Below are 19211 nucleotides of genomic sequence, written 5' to 3' on the forward strand. Positions count from 1 at the left end.
TTTGGGCACCTGCGAACCCCAATTGCCCCACCTCCATATTTACGGTGCTTTTTTCGAAGGATCAGGCAAACAAATGGATTTCTCAGCAAGGACTGCTCAGAACCTTGGCTTCCTCTTTTCAGTGAATGCACTCAGTCCTTCAGAGAAATCCTCGGAAACAAAACATTCGGCAAAGGTCCGGATCTCTAGCCCGTATCCTTCCACCTTTCCCTGGGAGCTGCCGTTTACCGCTACGATGGCCGCAGATACTGCAGAAGCAGATCGGGAATAGATTCTTTCAAGGAGTTTTTGGGACTGGTCAATAAGAAGATCAGGATCAACGATCGAGCTTACAAGGCCCCATCCGTACGCCGCTTTGGCGTCGACCATCTCGCCTGTCAGGATCAGTTCCAGAGCCCTCCCCTTGCCGATAAGCTCGGGTAGCCTCTGAGTCCCTCCATATCCAGGGATCAGACCTAGGGAAACTTCAGGGAGCCCCATTTTGGCGGTAGAGGACGCTACCCTGAAATGGCAGGCCAAAGCGAGTTCCAGCCCTCCCCCCAGCGCAAAACCATTGATTGCAGCAACCACAGGCTTGGAAAGGTTGGCAATTTTATTCATAAGTTCATGCCCGGACCTCGACATCGCCTCTGCCTCCTCTTTGCTCTTGCCAAGGAACTCCTTAATATCCGCACCGGCAACAAAGGCCTTTTCCCCTGCACCGGTCAATATCAGCCCCCTGACGGACCCATCAGCTTCAGCCCGGCTTACTGCATCCTTCAGTTCCGCAATAGTATCGCGATTCAAGGCATTTAATTTGCCTTCGCGATTAATGGTAATTTGGGCTGTTTTATTCTTGATCTCTAGCGTAATGTTTTGATAGCTCATACTAAAAATTAATATTGATTGAAAATCTTACTCGTTCACTCCTGACATTGGGAAGTCCATTGTAATTCAATCTCCTCACATATTCAACCTTCAGAACATTTAGGATATTGTCAATTCCCAAGGTACCCTCCCAATAAGGCTGTCCATTAGGAACATTTGTCAAGATCTCTCCTTCCTTATTGCGGTCGAATTCAACCACATCATTACTAATATACGGGTTATTTTGGTCACTTAATTTACCATAGAACATCTGAGCTCCCCATACCTCTCGTAAATTCAATTTCTTGATCAATGGAATCTTATTGAATAAGAATCCCTGCATTTGATGGTATACCCCAACCTTTAAATAACTATCGGCAACAAATTCCATGGGGTTCATCATGTCGAAATCGATTTCATGTCGGTCTTCACGCTGTTTTACGTTCGGTAACTCCAACATTGTGTATGGTAGGGTTCCCCATATTCTACCCCCAACTGCCCTGAGGTCTGCAAAACCAAGTTGATTTAAAAAGAAGCGCTTGGAAGCTGCAGCAGTCAGCTTGTCATAGGCATAGGTCGTATTCCAGAAACCATCCAGACTATGGGTATAGGTCAGGTTGAAAACCGGATGTTTTTCAATGATGGTCTTCCTATTTAAGTTGCGATAATAGAATTTCTCAAAAGGTGCCCATCGCAAGTCCACATGTGCCTCATTGCTCTGGATATGGGTCAGCAACGCCTCTGGGTTTCCTGAGTTGATCAATCGCAAATCTCCAACCGTATTCTGGTTTCTATGCGTGAATCCAGTGGTAACACTGAAGTGGTTTCCAAATTCTACAACATGTTGCAATTGATAAGCGCGGGTATCAAACCATTTTGTAGGTCTATTCCTTCGAATGGACCTGAAGAAACTATCCCCTTTTAAGAAACCTATCTGTTGACCTGGCTCCATTATATCGTTCTGAACAGATCCTTCAATATAATGGGCTGGAAAAGTCACCACCGAATTACCGTTCAGGGAAACGGCAGATCTCAGAAAGTACTTCAATCGGGCATCATCCAATCCATATGCGACATAACCTTCAAAATACGCTTTGTCTGTCAATGCTTGCGTACTCCTGCCCCCTATCCTGAAACGGTTCCCCTCAATATTATTTTGGCTGTACAGATATTCCAGCGGACCTATCTCAAACATCCCAAGGTTATAGAAACCTTGGGACAACAGGTAGCCTAAAGCCAAAACGGTCTTAAAACTCTTTTTCTGGTTTAGCGTTTCAATGTTCCTGTACGTATTCTGTTCCGCGTTGTTCAACGCAATTGGTCGATTCGGGATGGTTATGTCTGCTTGGGGAAGTATCTCAGTCGGTGGACCTGAAAAAACATTTATCGGGAACTTGGTTCCTAAGCGATAATTGTCGTTAATACTTATGCGATCAGCAAAAACCGTCTCCCCCTTTCGAATTCCGAAAGTCAGAAAAGTCCGGGTGCTGTCCATTAACATGACCCCTGTTTTGTCTTTCTCATAATGAAAAACTATCTCCCCTTCCTTTACCCAGTTAAGGTTGGTTTCCTCATTGATCTTGAGGTTAGCTTTCTTAACAGCATAGGTGCCATCCATACTTACCTGAAGAATACCATTGAACAATAGATCCGTTTTATTCCTTGGTTCGAACTTCAATTGGATAAAATATCCTTCTTCATTGAAGATAGTATCCGTGATATAATACTTATAGAACAGTTTACCGTTATCTGCGATTGGACTCAAGAACTGCTTGTTCAGGATATAGATACTCTCATCATAAACATCTACCTGCTGGAACATGTAGTTCAGGAATTCCTGGATGTTGGGGTTGTTGACATATCGCCTATCAAACTCGGTCTTTTTGTGGGAGGTTATTATCTTTTTAAATTTCGGGGGATCCTTCTTTCCATAGACCTTTGCATTGCTCTCCTCCAAATACAGGGAAAGCAGCTTTTTCCCTTCATAACTGGTACTATCGATGTTCCCGAACAGAAAGCCCAGTCCCAACATTCCCTGTTTATTGGAAACCTTAGGGTCAATAAAACCGAATTTAAGCTTATCATATTGATCAAACTCCAGACTGTCCTTTCCAGACAACCTGTTTTGATGTTTATGTCTTATCACCAAATCGATCAACTCGACCGCTTTGTTGTTCCTGTTACGATATTTAGATTTATGGCTAATGGAGACTGCTTCGATCTTATTGGAATCATGGGTCAATTCAAAGACGAGATTGGTAAGTGAATCAGGGATATTGGCGATCAGGGTCCTGAAGCCTAGGGCACGGACTTCAATCTGTTTGGACCGAGAATCCAAACTCAAACTGAAGAAGCCCTTATTATCTGCAGAAGTTGCCCTTTTGGTATCTAAATCCAGAATGGTCGCCCCTGCAACTGCCTGCTTGCTGTCCTTATCCAATACTTTGCCAGAAATGACAGTTTGGGCCAACGAAAGGTTAACCGTGAAGCAATGGACCGATACAAATGCGCACAAAAAATAGAAGAAAGGGGCACTTCTCATAATAAAACCTGAACTTTATAAAGATACAATTTGTTGTGAAAGTTCAAATTATTAAACGAAAAAAGGGGGCAAAATATGTTGTGGACCGATGGATTTATTATTGATTCTTATCAACACGGTTCAGTTTTAAGCTGCCCAGAATAAGCTCATCATTGAACTGACCCAGGGTAATGCTGTTGAGCATCCTTGCCAATTCCGAACGGATGGCCTTAAACTCATTGTGCAAAGGACATGGATGTTCCTCGGAACATTGCGGTAAGCCCATGCCACAACCGATAAAAATATCATCCCCATCGATTGCTTTGACTACCTCCGACAATCTCTTATTCATCTCAACTTCAGTCAGGTAAAACCCGCCATTGGGACCTTTTACAGATTTCACAATACCACCCTTGCTCAGCTCCTGAAGGATCTTCCCCAAAAAGGGTTCAGGTGATTGTATATTGCTGGCAATCTCTTTTATACCCACTTTTCTACCAAGTTGTGTGGACTTAGCGATATAAAAGACTGCTCGAATGGCATACTCGGTTGACTTTGAAAACATACCCATTCTCCAAAATTAGGGATAAAAATTGAGAATGAGCCCTATTCTTTACCCGCCCTCGTCTACAACATTCTTATGTCAGAAACTTAATAAAGGACAAAAAACTCTTTTATTCTTTTTATCTTTGTTTTAATTTAATTCAATTTAAATAAGAAACTAGAAAACTATCAACGTAATGACAGAGAATCAAATAGCATTAATTAAAGCGACAGTACCAGTCTTGAGAGAAAACGGAGTATTATTAACAAGCTATTTCTACAACCGCATGTTTCAGCACAACCCTGAACTTAAACATGTCTTCAACATGGGCAACCAACAATCAGGGAAACAACAAACGGCCTTGGCTATGGCAGTGCTGGCTTATGCCGAAAATATTGAAAATCCGTCGGTTCTTTTAGGCGTGGTTGACCATATTGGCCATAAACATACCAGTTTAGACATCCGCCCTGAACATTATCAGATCGTCGGAAACCATCTGATCTCTTCCATTAAAGAAGTTCTTGGCGATGCAGCTACGGACGAACTGTTAGAAGCATGGACCCTTGCTTACAGCCAATTGGCAGATATCATGAGCGGTCATGAAAACGCTCTTTACAGAGCAAAAGTAAATAGACCAGGAGGCTGGACCGGTTGGAGGCCATTTGAGGTCAGAGATAAAGTAATGGAATCCCAAGAGATTACCTCATTTTACCTGTATCCAACCGATCAGGGAGATATCGCTGCCCACTTACCTGGTCAATATATCAGTGTTAGGCTGTTCTTACCAGAATTAAACCTGATCCAACCTCGCCAATACAGTATCTCAAGCTCATCAAACGGCAAGTTTTACCGTATTTCTGTTAAAAAAGAAAAAGGCAGTAAACACCCCGACGGCATGATCAGCAATAGATTGCACGACCATATCCAAGTAGGTGATAAGATCGAAATTAGTTCACCATCAGGTAACTTTGTCTTGAACCAAAAGGAAAACAACAATCCACAAGTCTTTATCAGTGGTGGAATCGGACAGACTCCTCTATTGGCCATGCTTGAGGAATTGATTCTCAATAAAAACAGTACACAACCGATCGTTTGGGTCCATGGATGTAGAAATGAACAGGTCCATGCTTTCAAAGATAGATTACAGGAACTTTCAGCCATCAATCCATCATTGCAGAATCATCTATTCTATGAACAATTGGAAAAAGAAAGCGCTGATGCAACATCTGGCGTTGTCAATCTCGAAGAGATTCAGGATAAGGTATTGCTGAATGGAGCCAACTACTATTTATGTGGCCCTGCAGGCTTTATCCGCAAACATTATGAATTCCTGAAAGATGCGGGCGTTGACACAGAAGCGATCCATTTCGAAGAATTTGGACCAGCATCCCTGTCTTTAAATTAATAAATCTGTAGCCCAAGAGTTCAGCTCTTGAAAATAGGCACCCGGTTGATCTGGGTGCCTCTATAGAACAGAATCACCATAAAAACTGGAACCATGGAAACTAGACCTTTGAAAAGACATCCAGCATTAAGGCCTCTTAGTAAGGAACATCATTTCTCCCTTTTGATTTGTTGGAAGATAAGACGCGGCCTGGAACTAAACATCGACCCTGACCGTATCGGCAACTTCTTGATCAATGCTTGGCATCAACAGATCTCCCATCATTTCAATATTGAAGAGAAATATGTTTTTCCAATCCTTGGTTCTGAGAACAAACTTGCAAACGAAGCTATTGCTGAACATAGAGCTATAAAAAGACTGATATTGAATGAGCCACATACCGTCAAATCCCTCAACAGAATTGAAGAAAAAATGGAATCCCATATCAGAATGGAAGAAAGACAGCTGTTCCCTCTCATTCAGAGCATAGCTACCGATGAAGAAATGGAATATATCAGCCTTAAACACGAACATCCAATAAACGATATGGCTTGGGAAGACGAATTCTGGAATACCAAAGCCTAAAAATCTTCAACAACTACACATCAATACAAAAAGGTCAGGATATCCTGACCTTTTTACTTTATATCTTCTATCGGACATCAAAACCCATTCTCCAGGTCTTATGTCCATTGTCTGATGTCTATTTAGCTAACCAAATCAACGCATCCGGATAAACTCCCAACACAAAAGTCAGAATTACGGAAAGAACAAATACGATCTGGAAATTAATCGGCATGCTAACGGTCACCTCTTCCTTAGAATCCATGAAGTACATATGAACCACTACCCTTAAGTAGTAATACACACCAACTGCAGCATTGATTGCTGCCAAAACCAACAGTACGGTATGGTAATCATTCATAACATTGGAGAACATCATAAACTTACCGATAAAACCTGCTGTCAACGGAATACCTGCTAATGAAAGCATAGAAATCGTGATACAGAATGCCAACCACGGACTTCTTTTACCTAGACCATTGAAGGATTCAAAACTATCCGATCCAGCTTGGCGTTTCACCAAGATCAATGCTCCAAAAGAAATAATCGAAGCCAACCCGTAAGCTGCTGAATAAGTTAAGATTCCTGAAGTTGAATTTGGACCGATCGACAAGATTGCAAAAAGCATATATCCAGCATGCGAAATACTAGAATAAGCCAGCATACGCTTATAACTGGTCTGCATAAGCGCAGTCACGTTTCCTATAAACAAGGTAATGATCACCACGGTCAATAAAACCGGAGTCCAAAACTCATTCAATGGAACCAAGACGGTACTGAACAATTTTAAGAAGCCAGCAAATGAAGCAATCTTCACCACGGTACTCATAAAGATCGTGATCAATATAGGAGCACCATCATATACATCTGGAGTCCAGAAATGGAATGGAGCAGCACCAACTTTGAAGCACAACCCAACTAACAATAACAAGATACCACCATAGAACATTGGTGAAATGTCTGTTGGATTATCGATAATATATTGTTTGATCACAGCTAAATCGAATGAACCAGTTGATCCATATAATAGCGTGATACCGAACAGCAAGAAACCAGTAGAAAAAGCCCCCATCAAGAAGTACTTCAACGAAGCTTCATTGGATGCCTTATCGGTCCTTCTGATCCCCGCCAAAATATACAAGGCTACCGACATAATCTCTAGACCGATAAACAGCATGGCGAAATTATGGTAAGAACAAACTAATATAGCACCCGTTAAGGAGAATAAGATCAACGAATAGTATTCTGCGATATTGTCCGAAATAGACTTAAAGTACTCTTTCGACAATAACAGGATCAGAATGGTCAATGCTATACATAGCATCGAAAAAGAAAGGGAAAAATGATCAAAAATAACCATTCCTCTATATAAAGGCTCTGCCTGGACATTCCAATAATAGGCTTCAAACCCAAAGGCAACCAACAAGCCTAATATACTAACAGGCAGTAATGCATTTTTAGCTTTGTACAAGCCTAAATACAAAAGCAGAATACCTAACAAAGAAAGCGTAATAATCGCACCCATAATATATCTTTAAACTCGTACTATTTAATTTGTTGTAATAACTGTGAAACTGATGCCTCTGAAAGATGTAATAAACTATTCGGAAGAACACCTATTAAAATAACTAGAATGACAATGATCGATAATAAGACCACCTCATAGCCAGAAATATCCTTTACCTGGGTCTGATTGTCATTGATCTGACCTAACATGGTTTTCTGATACAGACGTAACATATAAACTGCTGCAAAAATCAAGGTCGTACCACCAAGAACAGCATACCAAACGCCACTATCGCCACTACCGAAAATTCCCTTTAACAATAAGAACTCTCCAATGAAACCATTTGTTAGTGGCAATCCGATTGCACCCATGATGATCACCAAGAAAGTCACCGCCAGGATAGGCATTTTAATCGCCAAACCACCTAGCTCAGCAAGATCCCTGGTTCCTGTCCTTCTCTGGATAACATCGATTACAAAGAAAAGACCAACAACAGAAATACCGTGATTGATCATTTGCAGGATTGCTCCTTGCATTCCTTCTTGGGTCAATGAAAAAACACCTGCGGCAATAAGACCCACGTGTGAAATAGAAGAGTAAGCAATCAAGCGTTTAGCATCTTTCATTTTGAAAGCGATGATCGCTCCATAAACGACACCGATGATTCCCATGATCAATGCAATATTGCCATATCGAGAAACCGCTTCAGGTGCTAAAGGCAATAACCAACGCAATAGACCAAACAGACCCATTTTCAACATGATACCCGACAAAAGCATGGTACCTGCTGTAGATGCATGAGTATAGGTATCTGGCTGCCATGAATGGAATGGGAACAAAGGAATCTTAATTGCAAAAGCAATAAAGAACGCCCAGAATACCCAACGTTGAGCAGCATCTGTCAGGTCCAATTGAGTCAAGGTTGCCCATGACATATCCTTTCCGCCTGTTTGTTGATATAGATAGATAATCGCAATCAACATCAACAAGCTCCCGAAGAAGGTATATACGAAAAATTTCAAGTTTATTTTGATACGGTTTCCATCTCCCCACAATGCACAGATAAAGTAAATTGGGATCAAAGCTGCTTCCCAACCTACATAAAATGAAAAAGCATCCAATGAGATAAATACCAATACCAATCCAGCCTGCATAAAGGAAACTAAACCATAGAATCCTCCCTTTTGCTCATGGCCAAAACTTGCCAAGATGATTAAAGGGATCAAGCCATTTGTTAAGATCAACATAGGAAGGCTAATACCATCCAAGCCTATCTGGAATTGAATCCCCAAGCTCGATATCCAGTTCCAAGATTGTGCAAACTGAATACTTGCATCAGGCACAAACGTACAGATGAAAGGAATTGTTAAGCCTAATTGAATAAGTGACAAGACCAATGCAGCCCATTTAGCAGAGCTGTTCTTGATAAAGGCTAAAATAATAGCACTTATTACAGGTAAAATTAGCAGTATAAAAAGGTTGTCCATTGATTCCTAAATTCTGATCTAGATTGTAAATAATCCATAAAGCATGAAAGCAATAACTCCGATCACCATCATAAATATATAAAACCCAACATTCCCACTCTGGATCTGACGAATGCCCTTCCCTGAAGAAACAAACAATTCGCCAATTCCATTGACTAATCCATCGATACCGGTCTTTTCAACAACAGTGTGCAAGAATTTGGACAGTCCATTCAATGGACGAACAAATAAGGTGTCATACAATTGATCGATGTACATTTTATGGTAAGATAGATTATATAGTCCGCCTTGTTCTGCTGAACCATCGGCCCCGGGAATATCTGATTTTTTAATGTACTTATTGTAAGCAACGAAAGCCATAATGATGGCACCTAATGCTGATGCGCCCATTAAAACAAACTCTGTGCTATGTGATAGATGGAATGGTTCCACTACCTGATTAGTTTGTGCAAATACCGGACTTAGGAAGTTAGCCAACCATGCGCCTCCGAATAATGCCTCAGGAATATTGATTAATCCACCCAATACCGACAGAATAGCCAATACGATCAATGGAATAGTCATTGAGCTAGGTGATTCATGCAAATGATGTTTCTGGTTCTCCGTTCCACGGAATTTACCAAAGAAGGTCAGATACAACAATCTGAACATATAGAATGCGGTACATAAGGCTCCAATAAAACCTAACGCCCAAAAGATCGGACTGGCAACAAAGGCATGTGCCAATATCTCATCTTTTGAAAAGAAACCCGACAATGGTGGAATCCCGGAAATAGCTATCGTTCCGATCAACATCGTTGCATAGGTGATTGGCAAGTACTTTTTCAGGCCTCCCATTTTTCGCATATCCTGCTCCTCGCTCATCGCGTGGATTACGGAACCCGCACCCAAGAACAATAAGGCCTTGAAAAATGCATGGGTCAACACATGGAAAAACGCTCCGGTAAAGGCTCCAACACCTAAACCTAAAAACATATATCCCAGTTGAGAAACCGTGGAATATGCCAATACTTTTTTGATGTCATTTTGCGTAATCGCAATAAATGCAGCAACCAAAGCCGTTGCCACACCGATGATCGCAATAACCTCCATGGTAACCGGAGATAATGTGAACATGATGTTTGAACGGGCGATCATATAGATACCAGCAGTTACCATCGTCGCTGCGTGGATCAAGGCCGAAACTGGCGTCGGGCCTGCCATCGCATCTGGCAACCAAGTAAACAATGGAATCTGGGCCGATTTACCTGTTGCTGCAACAAATAACAATAAGGTAATGATCAATAAAGACGTATCGCCCATTGCCAGTTGTCCGGCAGCAGGAAATATCTGTTGAAATTCTAAAGAACCAAAATTGGCCAAGATAAAGAACATGGCGATCAAGAACCCTAAATCACCGATACGGTTCATGACAAAAGCTTTTTTCGCTGCCTTCGCATAATTGCTGTTCTTGAACCAGAATCCGATCAATAGATAAGAACATAAGCCTACGCCTTCCCAACCGATGAACATCACCAAATAGTTGGATCCTAATACCAAAAGCAACATAAAGAAGATAAACAGGTTTAAATACGAGAAGTATTTACCAAAACCTTCATCATTTGCCATATATCCTACAGAGTACAGATGGATCAAAAATCCAACTCCCGTAATGATCAATAACATGATTGAACTCAATGGATCAACCAAAAAACTAATATTGAAACTAAAACTTCCTACCGTAAACCAGTTGAATACTTCTTGGAAAATAACACCATCACCCCCAGCTTGTCTTGCATCATAAACCTCCTTGAATAAACCACAGCTTAGTAAAAATGAAATGAGGATTGTTCCGCATCCAATAATTGAAATCAATGGTCTTGGCGTGCTTTTTCTCAGCAGTCCAATCATCAGAAATCCTAATAAAGGAAGTAAGGGGAGCATCCAAATGAATTCTTTCATATACAATTCTCTCTAAAATTCTTATCTATTTTTACCACCTCAGTTTATTCAGGGAATCAATATCCACTGATTTGGTATTCCTATAAACCATAATAATTATCGCTAGACCGACCGCAACCTCTGCAGCTGCCAAAGCCATAATAAAAAACACAAAAACCTGTCCGCTAGGATCCCCACGATAAGCGGAGAACGCAGCCAACAATAGATTCACCGAATTGAGCATCAGCTCAATCGACATCATGATAATAATGACGTTCCGGCGAATCAATACCCCGATCACACCGATCACGAAGATGATGCTACAGAATATCAAATAATGATTCAGGGGAATACCCTGCAAATTTTCAATTAAACTACCCATTTTGTTTCGCTCGTGTTTCTTTCTTTGCCAATAATACAGCTCCAACCATCGCAGTTAACAACAGGATGGAGGACAATTCAAATGGTAATAAAAAGTCCTTGAACAATACCTTGCCCAGGTTCTTTACCAAACCAATATCTTCATGGCCCTTTACAAACTCATTATTAGATTCCAATACCCTAAAAGCACCTAAGAATACGGCCAATAGGCACATTCCAGCTATCGCTCCCATAAATTTCACTAAATGGGATTTCATAGGCTCGCTATCTTTGTTCAGGTTCAGTAACATCAGGACAAACAGGAATAATACCATGATCGCCCCCATGTAAACGATAAAATTAACTACGGCCAAAAACTGCGCATTCAATAGGATATAATGCACGGTAAAGGTGAAAAAAGTGATAACTAAGTAGAGTACACTATGTACGGGATTCTTCGTGAAGATGGTCATCAACGCAAAGAATATCGATAGAAACGCTACAAAATAAAATATGGTCATAGGTTATGCTTGCTGATTTTGAGATAATTTGGTGATATCAAACTTTGGTTCCAACAACTTGTCTTTACCATAAATGAAATCCTTACGTAAATAATCTGCAGTAACATGTTTACCGTCTAGGTAAATTGCCTCTTTCGGACATGCTTCTTCACATAGTCCACAAAAGATACATCGCAACATGTTGATTTCATAAACAACTGCATATTTCTCTTCCCTGTACAGGTTCTCCTCCCCTTTCTTGCGCTCTCCAGCAGTCATCGTAATGGCTTCTGCAGGACAAGACAAGGCACATAGGCCACATGCTGTACAACGCTCCCTGCCCTGTTCATCACGCTTCAAGGAATGCTGTCCCCTAAAGTTCTTTGAATAAGGCCTGATTTCCTCCGGATACTTAATGGTAGGGATCTTCTTGAAGAAGTGCCTTATGGTAATCGATAGACCTTTGGCGATAGCAGGCAAATAAATGCGCTCCCAAAAGTTCATCGGCTTTTGTTCTAATACTTTTTTCCTATTTGATAACGACTGCATATCTCTCCCGATTAAAAGTAAGTATCTTTAACGATGGTAATGATCCCTGTCAAAACGATATTGGCAATGGCCAATGGAATCAACATCTTCCAGCCTAAATTCATCAACTGGTCATATCTGAAACGCGGCAAGGTCCATCTTACCCACATAAAGAAGAAGATGAATCCAAATATCTTCGCAAAGAATACCAATACCCCAATGATGGTGATCCAGTTTTCTGAAAGACCCAGATCATACATAAATGGAAAATTATAGCCCCCGAAATACAATGCTGCCATCAATGATGAGGACACGAACATATTGATGTATTCAGAGAACATATAAAGACCCAATTTCATGGATGAATATTCCGTATGGTATCCCCCAACTAACTCAGTCTCACATTCTGGCAAGTCAAATGGTACACGGTTACATTCTGCAAATGCACAGGTCATAAAGATCAGGAATCCCAAAGGCTGAACCCAGATATTCCAGTTTACAAATCCTGATTGTTGTGCTACGATCTCTCCAATGGATAGCGTTCCGGTCACCATTAATAAAGCGATCAAGGAAAGACCCATGGCAATTTCATAACTGATACTTTGTGAAGCCGCACGAATCGCTCCCATTAACGAGAACTTGTTGTTCGATGCCCATCCACCAAGCATGATCCCATAAACACCAAGAGCAATAACCCCAAAGATGTAAAGGACACCGATATTCACATCGGCAACCTGTAAGCTGATCGCTTTGTCACCAATGGTCAAGGTTTGCCCCCAAGGAATTACCGCCGAACTGATACAGGCTGTAATAATGGCTATGGTCGGCCCTAAAATAAATAAGGTTTTATGTGCTCCCGCAGGAATGATTTCTTCTTTGAAAAAGAATTTACCACCATCACATAAAGGCTGTAAGATACCAAATGCGCCAGCTCTATCCGGACCGTGGCGATCCTGCATAAAACCCGCAATCTTACGCTCAGCTAACGTGGAATACATGGCAATGACCAAGGTAACCACGAATATGATGACAACTAAGATTAATTTCTCTAAAATAAAGGCCGTTTCCATCTTCCCTATTTTCTATTTTAATTTTTCAGATCTTGCTAACTGCTCCACATTGGCTTCCTGCAATACAGGATTGTCCTTGATGACACTTGGAGGATCAAATTGATGGTAGTGGTTGGAGGCAATAACCGATTGATCGCTGATCTTGGTCGGTTCATCTAATATCCACTCATCTGTACGCTTGGTTTCAAACCTGCAGGTATCACAGATAAACTCATCAACCTCATTGTACTCATCTTTTCTTCCCGTCACACGGATCACATCTGGACCTTTGTACCATAATGTCACCTTTCCAGAACATTTAGGACAATCACGGTGGGCATCGACCGGTTTAGTAAACCAAACCCTATTCTTAAACCTAAAGGTCTTGTCCGTCAATGCTCCAACTGGACATACATCGATCACATTACCGATAAAGTCATGATCCAGTGCCTCATGGATATAAGTCGATATTTCAGCATGGTCTCCACGGAACAGAATACCATGTTCCCTTTTATTGGTCAATTGGTTGGCCACATATACACAACGATAGCATAAAATGCATCGGTTCATGTGCAACTGGATCTTATCACCAATATCAATTCGCTCAAATGTCCTGCGCTCAAATTCATATCTGGTTTTCTCAGCACCATGCTCATAGCTCAAATCTTGGAGCTTACACTCGCCTGCCTGATCACAGACCGGACAATCCAATGGGTGGTTGATCAATAACATCTCCACAACCGCCTTTCTTGCATCCACGACATCTGGAGAGGTAATATTCAGCACCTCCATTCCGTCCATGACCGTTGTACGGCATGATGCAACCAATTTAGGCATTGGTCTTGGATCCTTTTCCGATCCTTTGCTTACTTTCACCAAGCAGGTACGGCATTTTCCCCCTGTACCTTCTAGCTTAGAATAATAGCACATGGCTGGAGGAACGATCTCCCCACCAATCTGCCTAGCAGCATTTAATATCGTAGTACCCGGAGCAACTTCAATCGTTATTCCGTCTATCGTTACTTTAAAATTTTGAACTTCTTCTGCCATTGTTGCTTTTTGTTAAAATGACCCTAATTATTCCGTTACTGGAACCAATGGATCTGCATAATGTGCTAAACCGTAGTTTCTCTTCTGGGCTTCTTCTGGATGTAGGATATGCCACTCAAATTCATCCCTAAAGTGACGAATTGCGGCTGCAACAGGCCAAGCCGCTGCATCACCAAGTGGACAGATCGTATTTCCTTCGATCTTTTGTTGCACTTGCCACAATAGATCGATGTCCGACATGTCACCATGACCGGTCTCGATCTTGTTCAAGATCTTTTCCATCCAACCCGTTCCTTCACGACAAGGTGAACATTGCCCACAGCTCTCATGACGGTAGAAACGAGTATAGTTATAGGTATTCCTGACAATACATTGATCTTCATCAAAAACGATGAAGCCTCCAGATCCCATTGCTGTACCACTTATAAAGCCCCCATCTGCCAATGACTCATAGGTCATCAGGCGCGGTTCGCCTTTCATCGTTTTCACAATCAGGTTGGCAGGAAGGATAGGCACCGAAGAACCTCCAGCCACTACAGCCTTCAATCGCTTGCCATTTGCCATTCCTCCACAATATTCATCGGAGAAAATAAATTCTTCCACTGGGACACCCATCTCAATTTCATATACTCCAGGTTTTGCAATATTCCCTGACGCTGAAATCAATTTAGTTCCTGTACTTCTTTCAATTCCAATTTTTGCATACTCCTCGCCGCCATCATTGACGATAGGCACTGTCGCAGCAATGGATTCCACATTGTTTACCACCGTTGGGCAGCCATATAGGCCCGCAACAGCAGGGAATGGAGGTTTAATCCTTGGATTACCTCTTTTCCCCTCTAGGGATTCCAACAGGGCTGTCTCTTCACCACAGATATAGGCACCCCCTCCCGGTTGTACATAGATCTCCAGGTCGTAACCAGTCCCTAATATATTTTTACCTAAAAATCCAGCCGCTTTTGCTTCTTCGATGGCCTTTTCCATAATTCGGATTTGAGGCATCATCTCGCCACGGATATAGATATAGGAGGTATGTGCTCCTAATGCATAGCTGGAAACGATCATCCCTTCAATTAAGGCATGCGGAATATAGGTCATCAAGAAACGGTCCTTGAATGTTCCCGGTTCCGACTCATCTCCATTACAAACTAAATAACGCGGAACGCCTTCTGGTTTTGCCAAAAAGCTCCATTTCATTCCAGTAGGGAATCCTGCTCCACCACGGCCACGAAGACCCGATTTCTTCACCTCTTCCACTACATCCTCTGGAGACATGCTTTTCAAGGCTTTCTCTACAGCACGGTAACCACCCTTCTCCCGATAAACAGCGAAGGTATTGATTCCTGGCACATTGATATGTTCTAATAATAACTTACGTCCCATATTACTAAGCCTCGCTTTTTGATTTATTCTTTAAATCGCCGATTAATTGATCGACACTCTCCGGTGTCAGGTTCTCATAGAAGGTATAGCTTGGACCGATCTGAAGCACGGGACCAAATCCACATGCCGCCAAACACTCCACGCCCCGCCAAGAGAACATCCCATCAGCAGTCACTTCTCCTTCTTTTACGCCTAATTTCTCTTCAATATGAGACATGATCTTCTCTGCACCAACCAGGCAACATGGCCCCGTTCGGCAAACCTCCAGGACATATTTACCTTGCGGCTGTAGGAAATACATGGTATAGAATGTCGCCACCTCGAACACTTCAATAGGTTGGATGGTTAAGAAGGCCGCCACTTTCTCCATGGCATCCACGCTTAACCATCCATACTCCTCCTGTACGAGGTGAAGGATAGGCAATAATGCTGATTTTTGCTTACCTTCTGGATAACGACTTACCACTTCGGAGAATTTCCCCAAAAGCTCTGCCGAAAACTCGACAATCATATTTTCTTTAACACTAAGCATCTAATTCACCAGCTATTACGTTTAAACTACTCATATTGATAATCGCATCTGAAATCAACATTCCGCTACTCATAGGCGCAAACATCTGATAATTGATGAATGAAGGCCTTCTAAAGTGCAGACGATATGGAGTTCTTCCTCCATCATGTACCATATAGAATCCCAATTCACCATTTGCCCCTTCAACGGAATGATAAACCTCAGCCTTTGGAGCGTCCCATTCTCCCATCACGATCTTAAAGTGATAGATCAAGGCCTCCATGCTTGTATATACTTGCTCTTTTGGCGGGAGGTAAAAATCAGGAACATCAGCATGGAAAATGCCTTTCGGCTCCTTGTCTATTTTTTCCAAAGCTTGCTCAATGATTCGAAGGGATTGCCACATCTCTTCATTTCTTACCATAAATCGGTCATAAACATCCCCATTTGTTCCTACTGGAATATCAAAATCAAATTCCTCGTATGAACAGTATGGCGAATGCGCTCTCACATCATAATCCACGCCTGTTGCACGTAAGATTGGACCTGACCAGCTATAACTTAAAGCTTCCTCTGGGGTAACCGCGGCTACATTGGAGGTACGCTCGATAAAAATTCTGTTTCTGTCAAACAACTCTTGGAATTCCCTCAAAACTGGCGGGAATCTCTTTAAGAATTCTCTGATCTTTTCAAATGCCACGTCGTTGAAATCACGCTCAAAACCACCGATACGCCCAATATTGGTCGTCAATCGGGCTCCGCATATCTCTTCATAGATTTCATATATGAACTCACGTTCCTGCATCACATACAGGAATCCTGAAAAGGCACCAGTATCAACCCCCAAAATACCGTTACATATGATGTGGTCAGCAATCCTCGCCAATTCCATCACTATCACGCGCATATATTGAACGCGTTTTGGTATCTCTATATCCAAAAGCTTCTCAACGGTCATATGCCAACCCATATTATTGATTGGTGATGAACAGTAGTTCAAGCGGTCTGTTAAAGGGGTAATCTGATAAAAAGGTCTATGCTCTGCAATTTTTTCGAATGCACGGTGAATATATCCAATGGTGGAAACCCCACTGACGATACGCTCACCATCGATCTGCACGACATTCTGAAAAACACCATGCGTTGCAGGGTGGGTAGGACCAATATTTAGGGTCACCAAATCGTCTTGAGGATCATTATCATCAAAGACTGGTGCATTATGTGATATTCTTGAAATCGATTTACTCATGACATCCTCTCTTAACGTCCAAAATAAAAATCCTTTTTGTCCACACGGTTTGGATCTTCCAGCGGGTATTCTTTGCGCATCGGGAAAACTCCCAGATCATCCATATTAAGAATTCTCCTTAAATCCGGATGTCCTTCAAAATTGACCCCAAAGAAATCATAAGTTTCACGCTCCATCCAATTCGCACCGTTCCAAAGAACCGTGGCACTTGGAATACTGGGATTTTCCTTTTCCAGGAAAACCTTGATCCGAATGCGGACATTATGAACTAAACTATGGACATGGTACACAACAGCGAAAGGCTTTTCACGTTCCGGATAGTGGACCGCAGTAATATCAGTCAAATAAATAAACTGCATCGCCTCATCATCCTTGATGCTGGTCAACAGCTTTATGATATTTTCCTTATCGGTTTCGACTGTTAGCAGTCCTTTAGGTTCTGTTATATGGTTTACTGATTCCCCGAATTCTGCATTCAGTTTATCAATAACCATTTGATTAGTCAACTTATCCATTATCTGTTGCGATTCCGTACTTTTCTAATAAAGCCTTATACTCAGGCGTATTTCTTCGGTTCAAAGACTCGTTCTTTACAATATCTTGAAGTCTTAGTACTCCATCTAAGATTGCCTCAGGACGCGGAGGACAGCCAGGAACATAAACATCCACCGGAATGATCTCATCAATCCCCTGCAACACGGAATAGGTATCGAAAATACCTCCACTAGAAGCACATGCACCAACAGCAATTACCCAACGGGGCTCTGCCATCTGAACATAAACCTGCTTCAATACCGGAGCCATCTTCTTTGCAATGGTCCCCATCACTAGCAACATATCAGCCTGTCTTGGTGAAAAGCTCGGACGCTCGGCACCAAACCTCGCTAAATCATAGGTAGATCCCATCGTTGCCATAAACTCAATTCCACAGCAGGACGTCGCAAATGGCAATGGCCATAAGGAATTGGCTCTCGCCAAACCTATGGCTTTATCCAAAGTCGTTGCAAAAAATCCTGCTCCCTCTACACCAGGAGGCGCATCTGATAAGGTAATATTACTCATCTCTCTGTTTATTAAAGTGATCTTCTAGGAATAGGCCCAAGGCTAGTCCCAATCCAATGCCTTTTTCTTAATGACATAAATAAACCCTAAAAGCAATAGTCCCATGAAAACAAACATCTCTATCAACCCCTGAACGCCAAATTCACGGAAGTTAACTGCCCATGGATACATAAAGATCACCTCGATATCAAAGATGACGAACAAGATTGCTACCAGGAAATATTTGATGGAAAACGGCTGCCTTGCATTCCCAACAACCTCAACCCCAGATTCAAAAGCACTAAGCTTATTCTCTGTGCGCACTTTAGGACCAATTAAATGGGTACCGATGATTGTCGTAACACCGAAGCCAACGGCCACAGCCAATTGGATCAATATAGGAATATAATCTATAGGTGCACTTTGCCCTGCTAATCCTTCCATATCTTTAGTTTATCGCTATTAGTAGTCTAGCAAAAATAACAATTTATGTCAATAAAAAAAGTGAGGGACAGCCGTATAGCTCTGCTTTTTGTTATTTTGAAACATTATAAATAGTCCCAATGGACAATACCTGACGCTTGAACCAGCACCGTTCAGATTCCGCTAGATTTTCCACATCGGTAAGCGAGCACAATTTGGTGTGCCGCTCGCCATTCCGCAGGACAAAGACCTAGCTTATCCTAAGAAAGTGGTCTGGACACCTGGTTATTGGACCTACAGCCAAATTTCCCAAAAGCCTACGGTTACCTTGATCTACTACAGTC

19 protein-coding genes are annotated in these 19211 nt (G+C 41.9%); 2 read left to right on the forward strand and 17 right to left on the reverse strand.

What is annotated here, in order from left to right:
* Window positions 1–96: 96 nt before the first annotated feature.
* The 3 genes from CKW03_RS19050 to CKW03_RS19060 all read right to left on the reverse strand — a co-directional run bounded on the left by CKW03_RS19050 (window position 97) and on the right by CKW03_RS19060 (window position 3932).
* On the reverse strand, window positions 97–867 hold the full coding sequence (locus CKW03_RS19050) for an enoyl-CoA hydratase/isomerase family protein (RefSeq protein WP_093099555.1): 771 nt from the start codon (window positions 865–867) through the stop codon (window positions 97–99).
* Window position 868: 1 nt separating this feature from the next.
* Window positions 869–3388, reverse strand: a complete 2520-nt coding sequence (locus tag CKW03_RS19055; protein ID WP_093099556.1) for a DUF5686 family protein — start codon at window positions 3386–3388, stop codon at window positions 869–871.
* A gap of 97 nt (window positions 3389–3485) precedes the next feature.
* Complete coding sequence (locus CKW03_RS19060) at window positions 3486–3932, reverse strand: RrF2 family transcriptional regulator (RefSeq protein WP_236736537.1); 447 nt, start codon at window positions 3930–3932, stop codon at window positions 3486–3488.
* Window positions 3933–4107: 175 nt separating this feature from the next.
* Here CKW03_RS19060 and hmpA point away from each other — a divergent pair, with 175 nt between their 5' ends.
* Together hmpA and CKW03_RS19070 are read left to right on the forward strand one after the other, a co-directional pair.
* Window positions 4108–5316, forward strand: coding sequence for an NO-inducible flavohemoprotein (gene hmpA / locus CKW03_RS19065; protein ID WP_093099560.1), 1209 nt, complete (start codon window positions 4108–4110; stop codon window positions 5314–5316).
* Window positions 5317–5409: 93 nt separating this feature from the next.
* Entirely contained in the window at window positions 5410–5880 is a 471-nt protein-coding gene (locus CKW03_RS19070) for a hemerythrin domain-containing protein (RefSeq protein ID WP_093099562.1), read from the forward strand.
* Between the two features lie 118 nt (window positions 5881–5998).
* On the opposite strand, the gene CKW03_RS19075 is transcribed toward CKW03_RS19070, so the two are convergent.
* The 14 genes from CKW03_RS19075 to CKW03_RS19140 are packed head-to-tail and all read right to left on the reverse strand — an operon-like array spanning window position 5999 to window position 18888.
* Window positions 5999–7384, reverse strand: coding sequence for an NADH-quinone oxidoreductase subunit N (locus tag CKW03_RS19075; RefSeq protein ID WP_093099563.1), 1386 nt, complete (start codon window positions 7382–7384; stop codon window positions 5999–6001).
* Between the two features lie 20 nt (window positions 7385–7404).
* Window positions 7405–8853 (reverse strand): complex I subunit 4 family protein, encoded by a 1449-nt coding sequence (locus CKW03_RS19080; RefSeq protein ID WP_093099565.1) that lies wholly within the window; start codon window positions 8851–8853, stop codon window positions 7405–7407.
* Between the two features lie 18 nt (window positions 8854–8871).
* Window positions 8872–10794: an NADH-quinone oxidoreductase subunit L gene (nuoL, locus tag CKW03_RS19085; RefSeq protein ID WP_093099566.1), complete on the reverse strand. Its 1923-nt coding sequence runs from the start codon at window positions 10792–10794 to the stop codon at window positions 8872–8874.
* A gap of 31 nt (window positions 10795–10825) precedes the next feature.
* Complete coding sequence (gene nuoK / locus CKW03_RS19090; RefSeq protein ID WP_093099568.1) at window positions 10826–11155, reverse strand: NADH-quinone oxidoreductase subunit NuoK; 330 nt, start codon at window positions 11153–11155, stop codon at window positions 10826–10828.
* On the reverse strand, window positions 11148–11654 hold the full coding sequence (locus CKW03_RS19095; RefSeq protein WP_093099570.1) for an NADH-quinone oxidoreductase subunit J family protein: 507 nt from the start codon (window positions 11652–11654) through the stop codon (window positions 11148–11150). The genes nuoK and CKW03_RS19095 overlap by 8 nt, the downstream gene beginning before the upstream one ends.
* Before the next feature lie 3 nt (window positions 11655–11657).
* Entirely contained in the window at window positions 11658–12182 is a 525-nt protein-coding gene (locus CKW03_RS19100) for a NuoI/complex I 23 kDa subunit family protein (protein ID WP_093099572.1), read from the reverse strand.
* Window positions 12183–12193: 11 nt separating this feature from the next.
* Entirely contained in the window at window positions 12194–13231 is a 1038-nt protein-coding gene (nuoH, locus tag CKW03_RS19105; RefSeq protein ID WP_093099573.1) for an NADH-quinone oxidoreductase subunit NuoH, read from the reverse strand.
* A gap of 12 nt (window positions 13232–13243) precedes the next feature.
* Window positions 13244–14260, reverse strand: a complete 1017-nt coding sequence (locus CKW03_RS19110) for an NADH-quinone oxidoreductase subunit G (RefSeq protein WP_093099575.1) — start codon at window positions 14258–14260, stop codon at window positions 13244–13246.
* A gap of 27 nt (window positions 14261–14287) precedes the next feature.
* Entirely contained in the window at window positions 14288–15643 is a 1356-nt protein-coding gene (nuoF, locus tag CKW03_RS19115) for an NADH-quinone oxidoreductase subunit NuoF (RefSeq protein ID WP_093099576.1), read from the reverse strand.
* Between the two features lie 4 nt (window positions 15644–15647).
* Window positions 15648–16175: an NADH-quinone oxidoreductase subunit NuoE family protein gene (locus CKW03_RS19120; protein WP_093099578.1), complete on the reverse strand. Its 528-nt coding sequence runs from the start codon at window positions 16173–16175 to the stop codon at window positions 15648–15650.
* Window positions 16168–17403: an NADH-quinone oxidoreductase subunit D gene (locus CKW03_RS19125; protein WP_175486330.1), complete on the reverse strand. Its 1236-nt coding sequence runs from the start codon at window positions 17401–17403 to the stop codon at window positions 16168–16170. The genes CKW03_RS19120 and CKW03_RS19125 overlap by 8 nt, the downstream gene beginning before the upstream one ends.
* 11 nt (window positions 17404–17414) lie before the next feature.
* A complete protein-coding gene (locus CKW03_RS19130; RefSeq protein WP_093099580.1) occupies window positions 17415–17918 on the reverse strand; it encodes an NADH-quinone oxidoreductase subunit C in 504 nt (167 codons plus the stop codon).
* Window positions 17911–18465, reverse strand: coding sequence for an NADH-quinone oxidoreductase subunit B (locus CKW03_RS19135; RefSeq protein WP_093099582.1), 555 nt, complete (start codon window positions 18463–18465; stop codon window positions 17911–17913). The genes CKW03_RS19130 and CKW03_RS19135 overlap by 8 nt, the downstream gene beginning before the upstream one ends.
* Window positions 18466–18507: 42 nt before the next feature.
* Window positions 18508–18888, reverse strand: a complete 381-nt coding sequence (locus CKW03_RS19140; RefSeq protein ID WP_093099584.1) for an NADH-quinone oxidoreductase subunit A — start codon at window positions 18886–18888, stop codon at window positions 18508–18510.
* Window positions 18889–19211 lie beyond the last annotated feature (323 nt).

This window comes from Sphingobacterium mizutaii, assembly GCF_900187125.1.
Classification (GTDB): Bacteria; Bacteroidota; Bacteroidia; order Sphingobacteriales; family Sphingobacteriaceae; genus Sphingobacterium; species Sphingobacterium mizutaii.

Coding starts and splice junctions, on each gene's coding strand:
- nuoF (WP_093099576.1), bottom strand. CDS start 15,643: ATGGGACGTAAGTTATTATTAGAACATATCAATGTGCCAGGAATCAAT.
- hmpA (WP_093099560.1), top strand. CDS start 4,108: ATGACAGAGAATCAAATAGCATTAATTAAAGCGACAGTACCAGTCTTG.
- CKW03_RS19120 (WP_093099578.1), bottom strand. CDS start 16,175: ATGCTTAGTGTTAAAGAAAATATGATTGTCGAGTTTTCGGCAGAGCTT.
- CKW03_RS19060 (WP_236736537.1), bottom strand. CDS start 3,932: ATGTTTTCAAAGTCAACCGAGTATGCCATTCGAGCAGTCTTTTATATC.
- CKW03_RS19125 (WP_175486330.1), bottom strand. CDS start 17,403: ATGAGTAAATCGATTTCAAGAATATCACATAATGCACCAGTCTTTGAT.
- CKW03_RS19095 (WP_093099570.1), bottom strand. CDS start 11,654: ATGACCATATTTTATTTTGTAGCGTTTCTATCGATATTCTTTGCGTTG.
- CKW03_RS19075 (WP_093099563.1), bottom strand. CDS start 7,384: ATGGGTGCGATTATTACGCTTTCTTTGTTAGGTATTCTGCTTTTGTAT.
- CKW03_RS19055 (WP_093099556.1), bottom strand. CDS start 3,388: ATGAGAAGTGCCCCTTTCTTCTATTTTTTGTGCGCATTTGTATCGGTC.
- CKW03_RS19070 (WP_093099562.1), top strand. CDS start 5,410: ATGGAAACTAGACCTTTGAAAAGACATCCAGCATTAAGGCCTCTTAGT.
- nuoH (WP_093099573.1), bottom strand. CDS start 13,231: ATGGAAACGGCCTTTATTTTAGAGAAATTAATCTTAGTTGTCATCATA.
- nuoK (WP_093099568.1), bottom strand. CDS start 11,155: ATGGGTAGTTTAATTGAAAATTTGCAGGGTATTCCCCTGAATCATTAT.
- CKW03_RS19140 (WP_093099584.1), bottom strand. CDS start 18,888: ATGGAAGGATTAGCAGGGCAAAGTGCACCTATAGATTATATTCCTATA.
- CKW03_RS19100 (WP_093099572.1), bottom strand. CDS start 12,182: ATGCAGTCGTTATCAAATAGGAAAAAAGTATTAGAACAAAAGCCGATG.
- CKW03_RS19050 (WP_093099555.1), bottom strand. CDS start 867: ATGAGCTATCAAAACATTACGCTAGAGATCAAGAATAAAACAGCCCAA.
- nuoL (WP_093099566.1), bottom strand. CDS start 10,794: ATGAAAGAATTCATTTGGATGCTCCCCTTACTTCCTTTATTAGGATTT.
- CKW03_RS19080 (WP_093099565.1), bottom strand. CDS start 8,853: ATGGACAACCTTTTTATACTGCTAATTTTACCTGTAATAAGTGCTATT.
- CKW03_RS19135 (WP_093099582.1), bottom strand. CDS start 18,465: ATGAGTAATATTACCTTATCAGATGCGCCTCCTGGTGTAGAGGGAGCA.
- CKW03_RS19130 (WP_093099580.1), bottom strand. CDS start 17,918: ATGGATAAGTTGACTAATCAAATGGTTATTGATAAACTGAATGCAGAA.
- CKW03_RS19110 (WP_093099575.1), bottom strand. CDS start 14,260: ATGGCAGAAGAAGTTCAAAATTTTAAAGTAACGATAGACGGAATAACG.